The organism is Selenomonas ruminantium AC2024 (assembly GCF_000687995.1).
GTDB classification, from domain to species: domain Bacteria; phylum Bacillota; class Negativicutes; order Selenomonadales; family Selenomonadaceae; genus Selenomonas_A; species Selenomonas_A ruminantium_B.
Genome location: NZ_JIAC01000001.1, coordinates 519405 through 535840 on the forward strand (window position 1 = coordinate 519405; position 16436 = coordinate 535840).

General features: G+C 49.9%; 18 protein-coding genes. 11 read left to right on the forward strand and 7 right to left on the reverse strand.

Features of this window, described 5'->3' with window-relative positions; translation table 11 throughout:
- The 6 genes from mnmE to rpmH form a co-directional block, all read right to left on the reverse strand.
- On the reverse strand, window positions 1-1377 hold the full coding sequence (gene mnmE / locus P157_RS0102385) for a tRNA uridine-5-carboxymethylaminomethyl(34) synthesis GTPase MnmE (RefSeq protein WP_026759603.1): 1377 nt from the start codon (window positions 1375-1377) through the stop codon (window positions 1-3).
- Window positions 1378-1468: 91 nt separating this feature from the next.
- On the reverse strand, window positions 1469-2272 hold the full coding sequence (gene jag, locus P157_RS0102390; protein WP_026759604.1) for an RNA-binding cell elongation regulator Jag/EloR: 804 nt from the start codon (window positions 2270-2272) through the stop codon (window positions 1469-1471).
- Window positions 2272-2949 (reverse strand): YidC/Oxa1 family membrane protein insertase, encoded by a 678-nt coding sequence (locus tag P157_RS0102395; RefSeq protein ID WP_026759605.1) that lies wholly within the window; start codon window positions 2947-2949, stop codon window positions 2272-2274. The genes jag and P157_RS0102395 overlap by 1 nt, the downstream gene beginning before the upstream one ends.
- A 36-nt stretch (window positions 2950-2985) precedes the next feature.
- Entirely contained in the window at window positions 2986-3195 is a 210-nt protein-coding gene (gene yidD, locus P157_RS15065; protein ID WP_072000139.1) for a membrane protein insertion efficiency factor YidD, read from the reverse strand.
- Window positions 3192-3536 (reverse strand): ribonuclease P protein component, encoded by a 345-nt coding sequence (rnpA, locus tag P157_RS0102400; protein ID WP_026759606.1) that lies wholly within the window; start codon window positions 3534-3536, stop codon window positions 3192-3194. The genes yidD and rnpA overlap by 4 nt, the downstream gene beginning before the upstream one ends.
- A gap of 87 nt (window positions 3537-3623) precedes the next feature.
- Window positions 3624-3758 carry a 50S ribosomal protein L34 gene (rpmH, locus tag P157_RS0102405; protein WP_014425951.1) on the reverse strand — a complete coding sequence of 45 codons (135 nt, stop codon included), beginning with the start codon at window positions 3756-3758 and terminating at the stop codon, window positions 3624-3626.
- 430 nt (window positions 3759-4188) lie between these two features.
- On the opposite strand from rpmH, the gene dnaA reads away from it, so the two are divergent.
- The 9 genes from dnaA (at window position 4189) to htpX (ending at window position 13462) form a co-directional block, all read left to right on the forward strand.
- Window positions 4189-5610 (forward strand): chromosomal replication initiator protein DnaA, encoded by a 1422-nt coding sequence (gene dnaA, locus P157_RS0102410; protein ID WP_026759607.1) that lies wholly within the window; start codon window positions 4189-4191, stop codon window positions 5608-5610.
- A 281-nt stretch (window positions 5611-5891) separates the two neighbouring features.
- Window positions 5892-7004: a DNA polymerase III subunit beta gene (gene dnaN, locus P157_RS0102415; protein WP_026759608.1), complete on the forward strand. Its 1113-nt coding sequence runs from the start codon at window positions 5892-5894 to the stop codon at window positions 7002-7004.
- A 13-nt stretch (window positions 7005-7017) separates the two neighbouring features.
- Entirely contained in the window at window positions 7018-7242 is a 225-nt protein-coding gene (locus tag P157_RS0102420) for an RNA-binding S4 domain-containing protein (protein WP_177166180.1), read from the forward strand.
- 11 nt (window positions 7243-7253) lie between these two features.
- Window positions 7254-8357, forward strand: a complete 1104-nt coding sequence (recF, locus tag P157_RS0102425) for a DNA replication/repair protein RecF (protein ID WP_026759610.1) — start codon at window positions 7254-7256, stop codon at window positions 8355-8357.
- 3 nt (window positions 8358-8360) lie between these two features.
- Window positions 8361-9311: a DUF721 domain-containing protein gene (locus P157_RS0102430; RefSeq protein WP_026759611.1), complete on the forward strand. Its 951-nt coding sequence runs from the start codon at window positions 8361-8363 to the stop codon at window positions 9309-9311.
- Between the two features lie 3 nt (window positions 9312-9314).
- Window positions 9315-9635, forward strand: a complete 321-nt coding sequence (remB, locus tag P157_RS13650) for an extracellular matrix regulator RemB (RefSeq protein ID WP_051598456.1) — start codon at window positions 9315-9317, stop codon at window positions 9633-9635.
- A gap of 71 nt (window positions 9636-9706) precedes the next feature.
- The gene (gene gyrB, locus P157_RS0102440) at window positions 9707-11671 is read left to right on the forward strand and encodes a DNA topoisomerase (ATP-hydrolyzing) subunit B (protein ID WP_155266761.1); all 1965 of its coding nucleotides are present in this window, start codon (window positions 9707-9709) and stop codon (window positions 11669-11671) included.
- A 230-nt stretch (window positions 11672-11901) separates the two neighbouring features.
- Window positions 11902-12621: a TerC family protein gene (locus P157_RS0102445; RefSeq protein WP_026759613.1), complete on the forward strand. Its 720-nt coding sequence runs from the start codon at window positions 11902-11904 to the stop codon at window positions 12619-12621.
- Window positions 12614-13462, forward strand: a complete 849-nt coding sequence (gene htpX / locus P157_RS0102450) for a zinc metalloprotease HtpX (protein ID WP_026759614.1) — start codon at window positions 12614-12616, stop codon at window positions 13460-13462. Before P157_RS0102445 ends, htpX begins: the two co-directional genes overlap by 8 nt.
- 99 nt (window positions 13463-13561) lie before the next feature.
- On the opposite strand, the gene P157_RS0102455 is transcribed toward htpX, so the two are convergent.
- On the reverse strand, window positions 13562-14158 hold the full coding sequence (locus tag P157_RS0102455) for a hypothetical protein (protein WP_026759615.1): 597 nt from the start codon (window positions 14156-14158) through the stop codon (window positions 13562-13564).
- Window positions 14159-14448: 290 nt separating this feature from the next.
- Here P157_RS0102455 and P157_RS0102460 point away from each other — a divergent pair, with 290 nt between their 5' ends.
- Together P157_RS0102460 and P157_RS0102465 are read left to right on the forward strand one after the other, a co-directional pair.
- Window positions 14449-15444, forward strand: a complete 996-nt coding sequence (locus tag P157_RS0102460) for a pyridoxal-phosphate dependent enzyme (protein WP_026759616.1) — start codon at window positions 14449-14451, stop codon at window positions 15442-15444.
- A 17-nt stretch (window positions 15445-15461) separates the two neighbouring features.
- Window positions 15462-16370 carry an exopolyphosphatase gene (locus P157_RS0102465; RefSeq protein WP_026759617.1) on the forward strand — a complete coding sequence of 303 codons (909 nt, stop codon included), beginning with the start codon at window positions 15462-15464 and terminating at the stop codon, window positions 16368-16370.
- Window positions 16371-16436: the final 66 nt, after the last annotated feature.

Here is a 16436-nt window from a genome sequence, read left to right on the forward strand (position 1 = left end):
TTATTTACCAATACAGAACTTCGAGAAAATCTCATCAATGATATCTTCGCCCACCGTATCGCCGGTGATTTCACCTAATTTTTCCCAGGCAGAACGCAGGTCGATGGAGATAAAGTCCAGCCCCATGCCCGCTTCAATCGTCTGCAGGGCCGCAGCTAAATGATTGTCAGCAGTGCGCAGGAGATTTGCCTGCCGCTCGTCGCTGACAAAACTGCCCTCGTCTGCTATCACTTCGCCGCCGTATACCTTCTGCTGAATGGCCTGTGCCAGCGCATCCAAACCATGATTTTCCTTGGTGGAGATTTCGATAACGGGCACATTGGCTTTGGCAGAAAGTTCTTCTGCCGTTACCATGGACTGCAAATCGCTCTTGTTCAAGAGAACAATCGCCTCCTGCCCCTGCAGCAGTTCCAGTATTTCTTCATCCTCTGCATCCAGCGGGCGGGAACCGTCAAACAGTGCGAGTACCAAAGTGGCATCGTTAATCATTTGCCGGGCCTTTTCCACGCCAATCCGTTCCACGACATCTTCCGTAGCCCGAATGCCTGCTGTGTCGATAATGCGCAGGGGCACGCCGCCCACATTGGCGTATTCTTCGATGGAATCGCGGGTAGTACCGGGAATATCGGTAACAATCGCCCGTTCTTCCTGCAATAAAGCGTTGAGTAAGCTGGACTTACCTACGTTTGGCTTGCCCACGATAGCTGTCATGAGGCCATCCCGTAAAATACGGCCTGTACCGGCAGTTTTTAAGAGCTTGGTAATATAGTTGCGGATTTCAACCACTTTTTCAGCTACTTTTTCCGTCACCACATCATCCACTTCGTCCTCCGGAAAATCAATAGCTGCTTCTAAGTGAGCAATCTGTCCCAAAATCTCCTGACGGAAGTTCTTTATCTGCTGGGAGAACTGACCGCTTAAATGCCCAGCTGCCATTTTCAAGGAACGGTCCGTCTTAGCCGTGATGATATCCATAACTGCCTGCGCCTGAGATAAGTCCAGACGGCCATTGAGGAACGCCCGCTTGGTGAACTCGCCCCCCTCAGCTGGTCTTGCCCCATGGCTATAGGTCAAAGCCAAAGTCTTACGCAGCGGCATTACACCACCATGGCACTGAAACTCCACCACATCTTCCCGTGTATAGGAATGCGGGCCTTTCATAATCAGCACCATAGCTTCATCAACAGTCCGCTCGTTTTCATCCACTATCCTGCCATAGACAGCTCTATGACTTGCATAAGAATCCAATGCCTTGCCGCTGGCGGGGCGAAACATCTTCCCGGCAATCTCCAGCGCCTGTTCCCCGCTCAAGCGGATAATGCCAATGCCGCCCTCGCCCTGGGCAGTGGCAATCGCACTAATCGTATCTCCTTGCATTTTCTCACCTACTATAATACACCTAAAAGATACACAAAAGGGCAGCCTCAAAATGAGACAGCCCTTTCACAGCTCTCTTAGCTAATGCTTATTAATCTTCGTTGTAGCGTTCCTGCACTTCATAATCGCGACGGCGGGAACGGCGGCGGCGCGGTACAATCACCACATAGCGGCGGGGTTCATCCCCGGCACTGTAGGTACTTACCCGACGATTATCCTGCAACGCCATATGGATAATCTTGCGCTCATGACGGTTCATGGGTTCCAGATGAACCTCTTCACCGATACGGCAGGCCTTTTCTGCCAGATGGCCAGCCAGCCGCATAAGCGTTTCCTCACGGCGTGCACGGTAGCCTTCAATATCAATAATAATGCGGACACGGCCTTCAGCCACACCGCGGTTAGCAGCCAGATTCACCAGATACTGCAAGGAATCCAGCGTCTGCCCATGTTTGCCAATAAGAATGCCCAGATTTTCGCCTTCCAGATTAAAGACTACACCGTCTTCTGCCTCAGACTGCTTCCAGGTCACTTCAATATTCATAGCCTCGAATACTTCCCGCAGGAACTTCTCGGCACGGGCCAGCTGTTCTTCGACAGGCACTGTCGGTTCAGCAGGCTCAACTTTTTCAGCAGCTTCCACAGGAACATCTGCTGCGCTGCTGTTATCTACTTTGACATCTTCTACGGTTACAGCAGGAGCAGCCTCTGCAGCCATTTCCTTCTGCGTAACCTTAATCTTTGCCGGCTTTACGCCGAACAGTCCCAAAAAGCCCTTGGACGGAGCTTCCAGCACTTCATAGTCTACATCGTTTTCCGTGCAGCCAAGCTGCTTCACAGCCGAAGCCAAAGCTTCCGCCACGGTTTTCCCCGTTGCTTCAACCACCTGTGCCATTAGGCAGCCTCCTTCTTCGGTGCGGCATTGTCACCGCGATACATCCACCACTGCTGGATAATCTGCACCACGTTCATGGTTACCCAGTAAAGTACCAGACCAGAGGGGAAGTTAATGCTGATCCAGCCGATAAACAGCGGCATGATGAACATCATCATCTTCATCTGCGGGTTATTGGAATCCGTCGTGGTCATCTTCTGCTGGAGGAAAGTAGTCAAAGCCGACAGTACCGGCAGAATATAGAGCGGGTCCGGATTCGACATACTGGTCATCCAGAGGAAGTAAGCCGATTCTGGCGTCGGATAGCTGAAATTGTACAGAGAATAATACATGCCCATAAGAATCGGCATCTGAATGAGCAGCGGCAGGCAGCCAGCCAACGGGTTCACACCGGCATCCTTGTAGAGAGCGCCGATTTTCTGCTGCATAACCTGCGGATTATCCTTATATTTCTCCTGAATCTTCTTCATCTTCGGAGACAGTTCCTGCATGGCCTTCATGGACTTGACCTGCTTCACCGTCAGCGGATAAAGCGCCATCTTAACAATAATCGTCAGTAAAATAATTGCCCAACCATAGCTGGCAAAACCTGCCGCACTGGTGATTGCAAAGAGACTTTCCAGTACAAAGCGCAGGAGGCTTTCAATCGGAGAAAAAAGAGTGCTAAAAAATTCCAAACCATCACGTCCTAATCTAACAGTCACACTAAATAATTATGGTACAGGGTCATAACCGCCCTTATGGAAGGGATGGCAGCGCAAAAGGCGCTTTATGGCCAACCAGCCACCATGGCGAACCCCGTATTTTTCAATGGCAATGCGCGCATATTCCGAACAGGTGGGAACATAGCGGCAAGTTGGTGGTTTCAATGGAGAAATAAACTTTTGATAGCCCCATATCAAAAGGAGCAAAATTTTTTTCACCGGAAGATACCTGCCTTTTTGCCCAAGGAGAGGAAACTCTTCTCCACCACAGGGCACTTCACGTTGAGCATAGCCTGCCTGCCCACGAGCAGCAGGGCAATGCCCGGCCTTAAATCCTGCTGATGCAGGCGGTAAGTCTCCCGCAGGAGACGCTTTACCCGGTTGCGCTTTACAGCACAGCCCAGTTTTTTTCCGGCGGCAAAGCCCACTTTCCCTGCCAGCTCCTCCGACTCAAATACATAGAGTACAAAGTAACGGTTGGCCAGGGACTTTCCCTTGCGGTAAACCCGCTGGAAGTCGTTGCGACGCTTGAGCATCCGCCGTCTCGGCAATTCAAACATACCTAAATTCACCAAAATCTATCTGAACATAAAAATGGAACTAATCAAAGAAAAAGGTCACTAACCAAAGTGACCTTGCTTTACAATTTATGCCGAAAGCTTCTTTCTGCCGCGCTGGCGTCTTCTCTTCAAAACGAGACGGCCGCCCTTCGTCTTCATGCGCTCACGGAAGCCATGGGTCTTCTTTCTCCAGTGGTTGTTCGGCTGAAAAGTCATTTTCATTCGGTATACACCTCCTTAAACTGGTATTATTCTGATTTCAGAAATTCATCGTTATGTCTCAGTGAAAAGTCACCCTCGCACTAAGAATCACTATGAATTATAGCCTAAGCCTTGGGCAGTGTCAATATAATATCCACGGTTTTTTCGTCCCTGGTTGTGGATAATTTCACAAATTCTGCGCATATCCACAGAAAAACTGTTGATAACTCAGTTTTATTTTGGTAAGATATTGTTGGTAATTTTGCGGATAACTTCACAGGACTTGATTTTTCGGGAGGGTTCGACTCCCGCATTTTTATCCCCTTTTCCCGCCTCGTCCCTTGCGGAAGCCTTCATTTATCCACAGCTGTGGATAATCATGTGGATAAACTTATACACCTGTGGAAAAAAATTCCTATCATACTTTTATATGCAGAAAGGAACTTTCTAAATGGAGCAAACACAGCTGCAGGCTGTCTGGGCCCAGATTCTCGACAAGATGAAAGAACAGCTAGCCCCCACAGCCTTTAATTGGCTAAATCCCGTTCAGCCTCTCTCCCTGACAGACGATACTTTGGAACTTGGCACTCAAAACGAGATGTCCAAGGAATGGATTGCCGGACACTATCAGACTTTTATCGAAGATGCGGTAAAAGCTGTGTTAGGCGACCCCAAGGTTGTCCAGCTGACGGTGATGGCAGAAGCCAGCACGGCAGGCCAGGAAGATGCCCCCGTAGTGGTAGAGGCCAAAAACGAAAAACCCGCGCAGGGAACGCTTTTCCCCGAAGGTGGCGCAGAGGCACATGCAGAAGTTGTTGCGGAACCTCATATTGTGGCTCCCGGCGACAATTCCTCTTTGAACCCCAAATACACCTTTGATACGTTCGTAACGGGTAAGTCCAACAATTTCGCTCATGCAGCTGCTATGGCCGTAGCCGATAAACCCGGCAAGACCTACAATCCTTTCTTTATGTACGGCGGTGTGGGGCTGGGCAAGACCCATCTCATGCACGCCATTGGCAACCGGGTGCTCAAGAACCATCCGGAAATGCGGGTACTCTACGTATCCAGCGAGCAGTTCACCAACGAAATCATTCAGGCCATCCAGCAGGGTACCTCGGATAAATTCCGTCAGAAGTACCGCAACATCGATGTGCTGCTGATTGACGATATTCAGTTTATTTCTGGCAAGACCAGTACGCAGGAAGAATTCTTCCATACCTTCAACACGCTCTATGACGCCCAAAAACAGGTTATACTGTCCTCCGATAGGCCGCCCAGAGAAGTGGAACGCCTCGAAGAACGCCTGCGCTCCCGCTTTGAGTGGGGCCTGACCACGGATATCCAGGCGCCGGATTTGGAAACCCGCATCGCCATCCTCAAGAATAAGGCCCAGAGCGACCACTTCAGCGTACCTGATGATGTGATGGTCTACATTGCCAGCCGCATCGACAGCAACATTCGAGAGCTGGAAGGTGCCCTGACCCGGGTAGTTGCTTATGCCTCCCTGACCAAGAGAACCGTTAACACGGATCTGGTGGCCGAAGCCCTCAAGGATATTTTCCCCAACGGCAAAGCCAAGGAAGTCACCATGGACATCATTCAAGAAATCGTGGCCTCCTATTTCAAAATTAAAATCGAAGACCTTCATTCCAAGAAGCGTACCCGTAATATCGCCTATCCCCGGCAGATTGCCATGTATCTGTGCCGGGATTTGACGGAAACCTCTCTGCCCCAGATTGGCCAGTTCTTTGGCGGGCGTGATCACACCACCGTTATCCATGCCTATGACAAAATCAATCAGGACAAGGAAACGGATAACCGTCTCAAAGGCATCTTAAACGAACTGATTGACCGTATTCAGAAGGTCTGATAATGCCACGCCCTCGTTATGCACAATGAGGGCGTGGATAACTTTGTGGAAATGCCTATTGAAATCTTGTTAGCAAAATGTGGATAAGTGAGAGCTGTGATTAAGTCCGTGGATAATGTGGATAACCGGCCCTATTGTTTTCAACACATTATTAACAGGCCGCTTGTAGATAAACTACTACACCGCAGGGCTTTTCCACATTTCCACAGGCCCTACTACTACTACGGCTATTTATTTATATATTTCTAGAGTCATAATAAAAAAAGAAAGGACCCTGCCCCATGAAAATAACATGCCCAAAATCTGAGCTGACCAATGCCCTTTCCATTGTTGCCAAAGCAATCGCTTCCAAACCCCAGACCCCCATTCTGGCAGGAATTTTTATGAGAGCGGAAAACGGTATCTTGGAACTTCATGCCACCAACAATGAGATCGGCATGGTCTGCCGTATCCCTGTAGATATTGAAGAACCGGGACAGATTGCCGTCAGCGGACGTTATTTCCTGGATGTTATCCGCAAGCTTCCTGGGGATAGTCTGACCATCACCTATAACCGCACGGAGAAAATCATCAACATCACTTCCAATCAGGCCAGCTTTACCCTGCTCAGCATGAATGCGGCAGAGTTTCCAACCGTTAAGGAAATCGAGAGCAACGTAGAATTCACCATCAAGGACAACATCCTGCGCGCTTTGATTAAGAAAACTGTTTTTGCCTGCTCCAAAGATGAGTCCCGTCCGGTTTTCACCGGCTGCTATCTGGAAGTTGCTGACAACAAAGTCACCATGGCAGCTACCAATATGCACAGATTGGCTGTGAAATACGAACAGTTTGCAGAACCACTGGGCAATATCAAAATCATTATCCCGGCCAATATTCTGCAGGAACTTCTCCACAATATGACTTCGGATATCCCCACGGATGTGCATGTTTGCTGCAACTTTAATCAGATTAGCTTTGCCTTTGATAATATCTACATGACTTCCCGTCTCATCGAAGGTGCATATCCCGATTACAATTACGTTATCCCGCCTAATCACGATACGTTAGTCACGCTGGACTCGGCGGAATTCAACGCTGCTGTTGACCGCGTTTCCCTGATTTCCCGGGCTGGTGATTACAATGTCATCAAGATGGAGTTCGCCAATGGCCAGCTCCATATCACCTCAAACAATCCGGATATCGGTAACGCCGAAGAAACGATTCCCGCTTCCATCGAAGGCCCCGAGGTAACCATCGCCTTCAACGCTCAGTACATCACGGATGTGATGAAGATTATCGACAGCAAAAACTGCGAACTGCGTCTGACCAAACCCCTCTCCCCCATGACGGTGCGGGAAGAAAAGGATGATGCCTTTATCTATGTCGTTACGCCGGTACGTACGGCCCATTAAGGAGGTTATCCACATGCAGATTGAGGATATCGAGATTGAAACCGAAGAAATCCAGCTGGATCAGTTCTTAAAATGGGCTGGTGTTCTGCCCTCTGGCGGAGAAGTCAAAGCCTTGTTGGCAGAAGGTTTGATTTTCCGCAATGGAGAGAAGGAATCTGCCCGCCGCCGCAAACTCCATGATGGTGATGTGATCGAAATCACCGATATGGGAGCATGGCGGGTAAAAGTCAACAAATAACAGGTGCAATAATGAATATTTATTCATTAAAACTGAAAGATTATCGTAATTATAGTGAGTTAAAGTTAACCTTTGACCCCAATATCAATGTTTTTCTGGGGCAGAATGCCCAGGGAAAGACAAACATCATTGAAGCAGTCTATTATGCTTCGCTTGGACGCTCCCACCGCACGAATACGGATAATGATTTAATCCGCTGGGAGCAGCCTGGAGCACTGGTTCAGCTGGGCTTTACCCGCTTGGGGGTGGAGAATAAGCTGGAATTTCAGTTCAGCCGGGAAAAGCGGCGCAGGATTCTTCTGAATGACCATCCTATTCGTCCCAAAGAACTGGTGGGCAGCTTAAATACCGTACTTTTTTCCCCGGAGGACTTATTCCTCATCAAGGGAGCGCCGGCACTTCGCCGGCGTTTTTTGGACGGAGAGATAAGCCAGGCTAGCCCAGCCTATTACCATGAACTGGCTAAATACAGTAAAATAATCACCCAGCGCAATAACCTTCTGAAAAAGATACGGGAGCGTAAAGCCGGTACGGAGATGCTGGAACTTTGGGACGCCCAGCTGGTGGACAGCGCCGTCAAAATTACGTTGAAGCGTCTGGAAGCCGTCAAGAAGCTCAATATGCTGGCCAATCTCATGCAGCGGCGGATTTCCGGGAATCTGGAGAATCTGGCCATTACCTATGAAGTCCACGGGGCAGATGGGGATAACGTGACAAGTGACCTTCAGTCATGGTATAATAAAGAGCTTGCAAGTCACCGGGAAATCGATATTATCCGCGGTTCCACAGGGCGCGGCCCTCATCTTGACGATATTATTTTGACTGTCAACGGGATTAATCTGCGTTCCTTTGGTTCCCAGGGGCAGCAGCGCACAGGCGTGCTGTCTCTGAAGCTGGCGGAATTGGAATTTCTGCGTTCGGAGACAGGAGAATACCCGGTACTCTTGCTGGATGATGTCATGAGCGAACTGGACGCATCCCGCCGCAGCCAGCTCATGGAGTTTATTCGCCGGGAGCGGATTCAGACCATGATTACGGCCACGGACAGTGCCTATTTCCCGGCGGAACGCATTGGCACCTATTATCAGGTGGCGGCAGGGAGAATTACGAGGTAAGTCATGGCTGGCAGCTTGAAAGCCCGCAGCCCGGGATTGGAACGGCCGGATACCATTATCCGCAAGACCATTCACCATATGGGCAGCAACGCAGAGAAAAAATATTATATGCATTGGGTTCTGTGGCACTGGCCGGAGATTGTGGGCGATTTTATCGCCCGCAATACCTCGCCACAGGGAATCCGCAAGGATACCCTCTATATCTATAGCGACAATTCTGCCCTGCGCAATGAGCTGCAGATGATGATGCCCCAGATTGTGCAATCTGTGAATAATTATGCAGGACAGAAGATGATTGATAAGGTGGCTTTTTCCAAGCGTTGGGAGAAGTCGGACAGCGAAGGAATTGATGAAATCCGCTTGGCTGCTCCGCCTGATGATGAGAATCTGGGCAGGGAGCGCCGTAAGATGCCGCTGTCCCCTGCGGAGATGCAGGCAGCAGAATCCTTAGGCGCAGCCGCCGGCGATGGAGAAATTGGCCGGGCAATCAGCGGGCTTTACCGCAAACATCTGCAAATGCAGAAGCTCAAAATGGCTAAAAATTATCAGAAATGTCCCCAGTGCGGGCGGCTGATGCCGCCGGATGTTGCTATTTGTGATGATTGCAGCCGCAAACAGCGGGAAAGCATTACAGCGGCGGTGCGGCAGGTCCTGCGGGATATGCCCTGGGCCCGCTATCCGGAGGTCAAAAAGTATGTGCCGGAGGCCACGACCAAGATGGTCAACGAACAGCGTTCCATCATGGTGCAGAAGCTGGCGGCGGATACGGAGGTCAACGACAAGACGAGCATTAAGGCCAAGACACTCGTCATGCTTTACCGCTGTCTGCCACCGGAGCAGCTCAACGAGGACAATATCACCCGGGCGCTTTATGCCCTGCGGTTCGATATGCACCGTCCAAAGGATTACAAAACACCCAAGCGTTATGATGTGATTAAGCTGGGGAGGAGGTAACTTATGTTTCTCCATTTAGGCAATGGCATGTCTGTCCGCACCAAGGACGTAATTGCCATTCACGATTACACGATTTTTGCCAAAGGCGCAGGCAGTGAGTTCCTGGCCCATGAACAGGCTTTGGGAAGGCTCGAAAATACTCTGCCTTTGGATATCCGCAATGATGAGGAAGCCAAGAAGTCCCTCATCATCACAGACGGGAAAACTTACCTGTCGGCGATTTCGCCCTGGACACTGAAACGGCGTTCGCAGATGGTTTATGATACAATGGATATGGATAAGGATGTTTCTGTAGAGGAACAATCGGACTATTTGATGGAATGATGGGAGCGTAAGATTTCATGGCAAATGATAATGAACAGTTGAACATAGAAAATACCGCGCCAGCAGAGGAAATGGAAAGCGTTGATACCACAGGCGTAGAGATTCATACGGATGAAAGCAGTGCCGAAGTGACAGCTGTAGATGCTGATTACGGTGCCGAACAGATTCAGATTCTCGAAGGTCTGGAAGCAGTCCGCATGCGTCCCGGTATGTATATCGGCAGCACCTCGGAGCGCGGTCTGCATCATCTGGTATACGAAGTTGTGGACAACTCCATCGACGAGGCTTTGGCCGGTTACTGCGATAAGATTGATGTAACCATTCATCGGGACAACAGCATTACCGTTACCGATAATGGCCGTGGTATCCCCGTAGACATGCACGAAAGCGGCATGCCTGCCGTAGAAGTCGTACTGACGGTGCTTCATGCCGGTGGTAAATTCGGCGGCGACGGCTACAAGGTATCCGGCGGTCTGCACGGCGTAGGTGTATCTGTTGTTAACGCTCTCTCCACTTCCATGGAAGTACAGGTTAAGCGTGACGGCAAAATCCATGAAATCTCCTTTAAGCGCGGCGAAACTGTGGAAAAGCTCCATGTTACCGGCGAAACGGAAATCACGGGCACCCGTGTACACTTCGTACCCGACCCGGAAATCTTCTCCGTGACCACATATAGCTACGATACGCTCAAACACCGTCTGCGCGAGTTGGCCTTCCTGAACCACGGCATAACCATCGTGCTGAACGATGAACGTGGCGAGGAACTGCGCAGCGAGAAATTCCACTTCGAGGGCGGCATCAGCTCCTTCGTGGAACACCTCAACCGCAAGAAGGAAAAAATCAATCCGGAGCCGATTTACTTCAACGGCACGAAGGACGATACCGTTGTGGAAATCGCCCTGCAGTACAACGACAGCTATCAGGAGAACATCTACTCCTTCGTCAATAATATCAACACCGAAGAAGGCGGTACGCATCTGGCAGGCTTCAAGCTTGCGCTGACCCGCGCCGCTAACGACTTTGCCCGCAAGCAGAATATCCTCAAGGAAAAGGATGGCAACCTTTCAGGTGATGATGTGCGTGAAGGTCTGACGGCGGTTATCAGCCTCAAGGTGCGTGACCCGCAGTTCGAAGGTCAGACCAAGACCAAGCTGGGCAACAGCGAAGTCCGTGGTATCGTGGATTCCATCGTTACGGAAGGTCTTTCCGAATACTTCGAGGAAAACCCTGTTATCACGAAGAAATTCATCGAAAAGGCCATCATGGCCGCCCGCGCCCGTGAAGCCGCCCGCAAGGCACGCGAACTGACCCGCCGCAAAAATGCGCTGGAAGTATCGAGCCTGCCCGGCAAGCTGGCAGACTGCTCCGTCAAAGACCCGGAAATGGCCGAAATCTACCTCGTAGAGGGTGACTCTGCAGGCGGTTCCGCTAAGCAGGGCCGTGACCGCCGCTTCCAGGCCATCCTGCCCCTGCGCGGTAAGATTCTGAACGTAGAAAAAGCCCGCCTCGACAAGATTTTTGCCAATGCGGAAATCCGCACGATGATTACGGCTTTCGGTACGGGTATCAGCGATGATTTTGACCTCGCAAAACGCCGTTACGGCAAAATTATCATCATGACAGATGCCGATGTGGACGGTGCCCACATCCGTACCCTGCTCCTCACCTTCCTCTATCGCTATATGAAGCCGCTGATTGAGCATGGTCATGTGTTCATTGCACAGCCGCCTCTCTATCAGATTCGCAAGGGCAAGAAGCATTGGTACACCTACAGTGATGAAGAACTGGCCAAGAAGCTCGACGAAGTGGGCCGTGATGGCAGCACCGTACAGCGCTACAAAGGTCTGGGCGAAATGAACCCGGAACAGCTTTGGGAAACCACCATGGACCCCGCTGGCCGTACCATGCTGCGCGTGGAAATGGCTGACGCCGAAGCAGCTGACGAGCTCTTCACGATTCTCATGGGCGATAAAGTAGAGCCGCGCCGCCAGTTTATCGAAGAAAACGCTAAACTCGTGCGCAATCTCGATATTTAATTAAATTTTAATTTGACTTTCCGATTTTTTATGATATAGTAATAGCATAAATCCCATACAAGGGGAGTAGCTGAACGGTCAGATATCGTCAATACGGTGCATCGCACCCGGTATGGCCGGCTATAATTTAGTAAGCAAGACCTTGTCTTACAGGTGGCCTGCGGGCGGCGTGTAGGGCGAGGTCTTTTTGGTATTTATTTTTGCGTGAAAAAGGAGTTTGATTAGCTGTGATGGAATCTTTATTTGCAGGGATGTTTAGTCCCGAATGGTTTGCGGCGTTATCAGGTATTCTGCTGCTGGATATTCTGTTATCCGGCGACAATGCGATTCTGATTGCGCTGGCCTGCAAGAATCTGCCGGAGCACAATAAGAAAAAAGCCATTTTTATCGGCGGTTTCGGTGCGGTGTTCATCCGTATTGTATGTACACTCTTTGCCACCAGTGTGCTGGCGGCACCATATATCGAATTTGTCGGCGGGGCGGCACTTCTCTATATTGCCGTGAAACTGTTGACCGACCATAAGGAAAATAATGAGGAAGGCGAAGCTCCGGCCAGCTTTGGCGCAGCGGTACGCACGATTCTGATTGCTGACTTCATCATGAGTATCGACAACATCCTCTCGCTGGCTGGTGTAGCCAATACGGTGCCGGAGGGCAAGTGGAGCCTTATCATCTGCGGTCTGTTAATCTCTATCCCCATCGTGCTCTTTGGGGCGCAGATTTTCCTGAAACTCATGCAGAAGGTGCCTGCCCTTATCTATGGCGGCGCGGCTATCCTGGGCTGGACGGCGGCAGAACTCATGACGGCGGATAAAGGCTTGGGCATGTATTTTGAACCCTATGCCCTGGCAATGAAAATTGGTTTTGTGGCGATTGTTTTGGGCCTCGGTTATTATTTGAACAGACGTTATGCAAAAGAAGTAAAGTTGGGAGTGACGGATAATGAATAATTTGAAGACTTTAATGCTGATGGTGCTGTTAGGTGCCATTATGCTTTTCATCGGCGGCCTTGTGGGCGGCAAGGGCGGCATGATGGTTATGCTCATGATTTCGCTGGGGATGAATTTCTTTTCCTACTGGTTCAGCGATTCTGTGGTACTCAAGATGTACAATGCCCGCGAAGTCAGCCGGGAAGAAGCTCCGCAGCTCTATGGCCTGGTGGAGAATCTTGCAGCTAATGCCGAGCTGCCTATGCCCAGAGTTTACATCATTAACGAGGATACGCCGAATGCCTTTGCGACCGGCCGTAATCCGTCCCATGCTGCAGTTGCAGTAACGACGGGAATTATGCGGGCTTTGGATTATAACGAGCTGTCCGGCGTTCTGGGACATGAACTGGCCCATGTAAAGAACCGCGATATCCTGACGGGCACGATAGCGGCGATGATGGCTACGGTAATCACCTATACGGCGCAGTTCTTTGCCTTCTTCGGCGGCCGCAGTGATGATGACGAAGGCGGCAATCCGATTGCAGCCCTCGTCATGGCCCTTTTAGCACCTTTGGCTGCCAGCCTGATTCAGATGGCGATTTCCCGCTCCCGCGAGTACGAAGCCGACCATGATGGTGCCGAAATCTGCGGCAACGCCAACTATTTGGCAGATGCCCTCGAAAAAATCGAGTATTATGCCTTGAATGGCCGCCAGATGAGCGATGCCACACCGGCTACGGCCCATATGTTCATCATCAATCCCTTCAGCGGGATTGGCTCGACCATGAGCAGACTCTTCAGCACGCATCCGGATACCAGCGACCGTATCGCCCGCCTGCGTGCCCAGGCGGCCGGCAGATAACATTTTCTTTGTAACTTAAAGGAGCGGTATAACCTTTTCTGTAGCGCTTGACAAGCTTGCGCGAAAGAATAGGTTATACCGCTCTTTTTATGTATGATGTTATTTTATCAGTTTATCGAATTCTTCCTGTGCCAGTGGTCTGGTCAGCCCCATAATAGCCATCAGCTGAATCAGTGCTGTGGATTTATCACAGGTGTTGCGAATGATGTGGCTGCAGACTTTCCACAAATCAAATTCCTTGTTATTCTCTGCGTATTGCAGGTGGTATTTGATTTCGTCATTGGTATAGCCCATACGCAGAAGCCGGTCTACCAGGGTTACATAATCCACCATCAGGAATATGGTTTCCAGTCGTTTCTTGATGAGTTTGCTCATGGGCTTGAGTCCAGTGATTTCTAAGATAATCACGCTGATGGTATGGTCCCGCAGGGAATTTAGAATATCGTCTTTGCGGTAGCCATAACTATAACCCTTGTGGGTGAATTCCACCACAAAATCCATCTGGGCAAATTCTTCCGGGGTAACGGTTTTATAGAGATTCTCCCGGGATAAGTTGTAGCGGGTGCGTTTGTGGTTACTGAACTCCTGAGTGGTGTAAGCAGGGATATAATGAATCCCCATAGCCTCCAGCTGGGTGGCCATAGTGGCTCTGCCGGATGCTTGCGCGCCCATCAGTGCATAAATTTTGTTTTCCATATCACACATCCTTATTTTCAAAGGGCAATACAAAAGCGGGAACTACCGAACGTTCCCGCTTTTGCCGCCTCTATACCTTCTGCCTACAACGATATACTAGATATCGTTGTTCTCCCTCCTTTATAATACAACACTTGCCATATGATTTCAATAGAAAAAATGCAATTTATGTAAATTTATGGAAATAGCGGCAGCAAAGAGGGTTTTGAGAATCTTTGACGAATATATTATATTAGTATACAACTATACGATACAGCAAATATTTAAGCATTTTCTGGGGAGGGGCCATCATGTATTTTTATTGTGAGAAATGTAAGAAACCATATCCGCTGAACACGCACTCCTATATCTGTGAGTGCGGGGGAATGTTCCGTTTGCATAAGGATAAAATGGACGAAGTGCATAATGATATTACACTGGGGGAAGTGGAGACGCCCTTACTGCCGTTGAAGGTGGGGAAACTGGAAGTGCTGCTGAAATTGGAAAATCTGCAGCCAACTGGTTCTTTTAAGGATAGAGGTGCTCATGCGCTGATTAACGAAATCAATCACTTGGGCATTAAGAAAATTGCTTTGGATTCAGCAGGTAACGCCGGGGCTTCGATTGCTGCTTATGCAGCCGCTGCCGGCATTGAATGTACGGTTTATGTACCGGATGATATTTCGCCGGAAATGAGCAAGCAGATTGAGGCCTATGGTGCCAATATTGTCAAAGTGCCGAATGGCCGCATGAGCACCTGCGCAGCCGTGAAGAAGAATCTGGGGGATGCTTACTATGCTTCCCATGTTTATAATCCGTTGTTCTTTGAGGGAATGCGCCCCATGGCCAAGGAAATCTACAAACAGCTGGGCGATAGGATTCCGGAATACATCTTTATGCCCGTGGGTAACGGCACCATGATGATTGGCTTGTATCAGGGCTTCATGGAATTAGGCCGTTTGCCGCATTTTGTGGCAGTGCAGAGTTCCAAGTGTGCGCCGCTCTACGAAGCCTTCAAGGTTGTGGATGAACAGCCGAAGAAAACTACCATTGCGCATGCTATCCGCATTGAGCGGCCCAAACGCATCACCACCATGCTGGAAATTCTGAAGCAGACTGGCGGCGATGTGGTGACGGTAGAGGATGCGGAAATCCTCAAGGCCAAGAAGTATCTGGGTTCCAAGGGCGTGTATGTGGAGATGACTTCGGCAGCAGCTTTGGCTGGCGCCGAGAAATTCTTTGCCAAGGGCAAACCGGATAACTACAAGGTAGTTATTCCTATGACGGGCAGTGGTTTGAAGCGTTGAGTCTGAGGAGAGTGCCTATGCTGCACGGGATAATCGATATTGGCTCCAATACCATTCGGATGGCGGTCTATCTCATTGAGGGCGGCCATTTTGAACAGCTGATGAAGCGTAAGGCGACAGTGGGGCTGGCCTCCTATGTGGAAGACGGGATTATGCAGCCGGAAGGCATAGACAAGGCAGTTGAGACACTGCAGGAATACAAGAAGATTCTACAGTGTTTCAACATTACGCAGGTGGATGCTTTTACCACAGCGGCTTTGCGCAATGCCAAAAACAGCCGGCAGGCGGTGGGCGAAATCGAGAAACGCACAGGGATAAAGATTCGGGTCATCAGTGGTGACGAGGAAGCTACCCTTGATTTTATCGGTGCCACCCACAGCCTCAATAATGCATCCGGGCTTTTGATTGATATTGGCGGCGGCAGTACGGAAATCGTGACTTACCGCAATCGGCAGATTCAGTACAAGACCAGCCTGCCGATTGGCTCATTGGGATTTGCTAAGAAGTATGTGAGTTCTATCCTGCCGACCATGAATGAATGTCTGGAAATGTATGGCGAGGCGGAGGCTACTGTTGGGGCCGCAGCTGATTTCTGCAACATCTGCGAAGCGGAAATCGTGGGCATTGGGGGGACATTCAAAGGGGCATGTGCCCTGAATAATGAACTTTTCAATCTTCCGGCCGTCAACCGTCGTTTGGAAACGAAAAACATCCGTTCCATTATCGGCACGTTCATTGGCGATTTGGGAATGACCCAGGAAATGGCGGTGGCGCTGATGCGCTCCGTGCCTGAGAGGATTCAGACAATTATCCCGGGGCTGGTTATCGCCAATGTGCTGGCAAGAAGATTTCAGAGCCACTGGATTACCTATAGTGATTCGGGGGTTCGGGAAGGGTATATTTACAGTCAGATTATTGACAAATAACAAAGAAAAACTACAACAGACAAAGCCAGGCAAGAGCTTGGCTTTTTGCTTTTTGGGCGTAGAAAT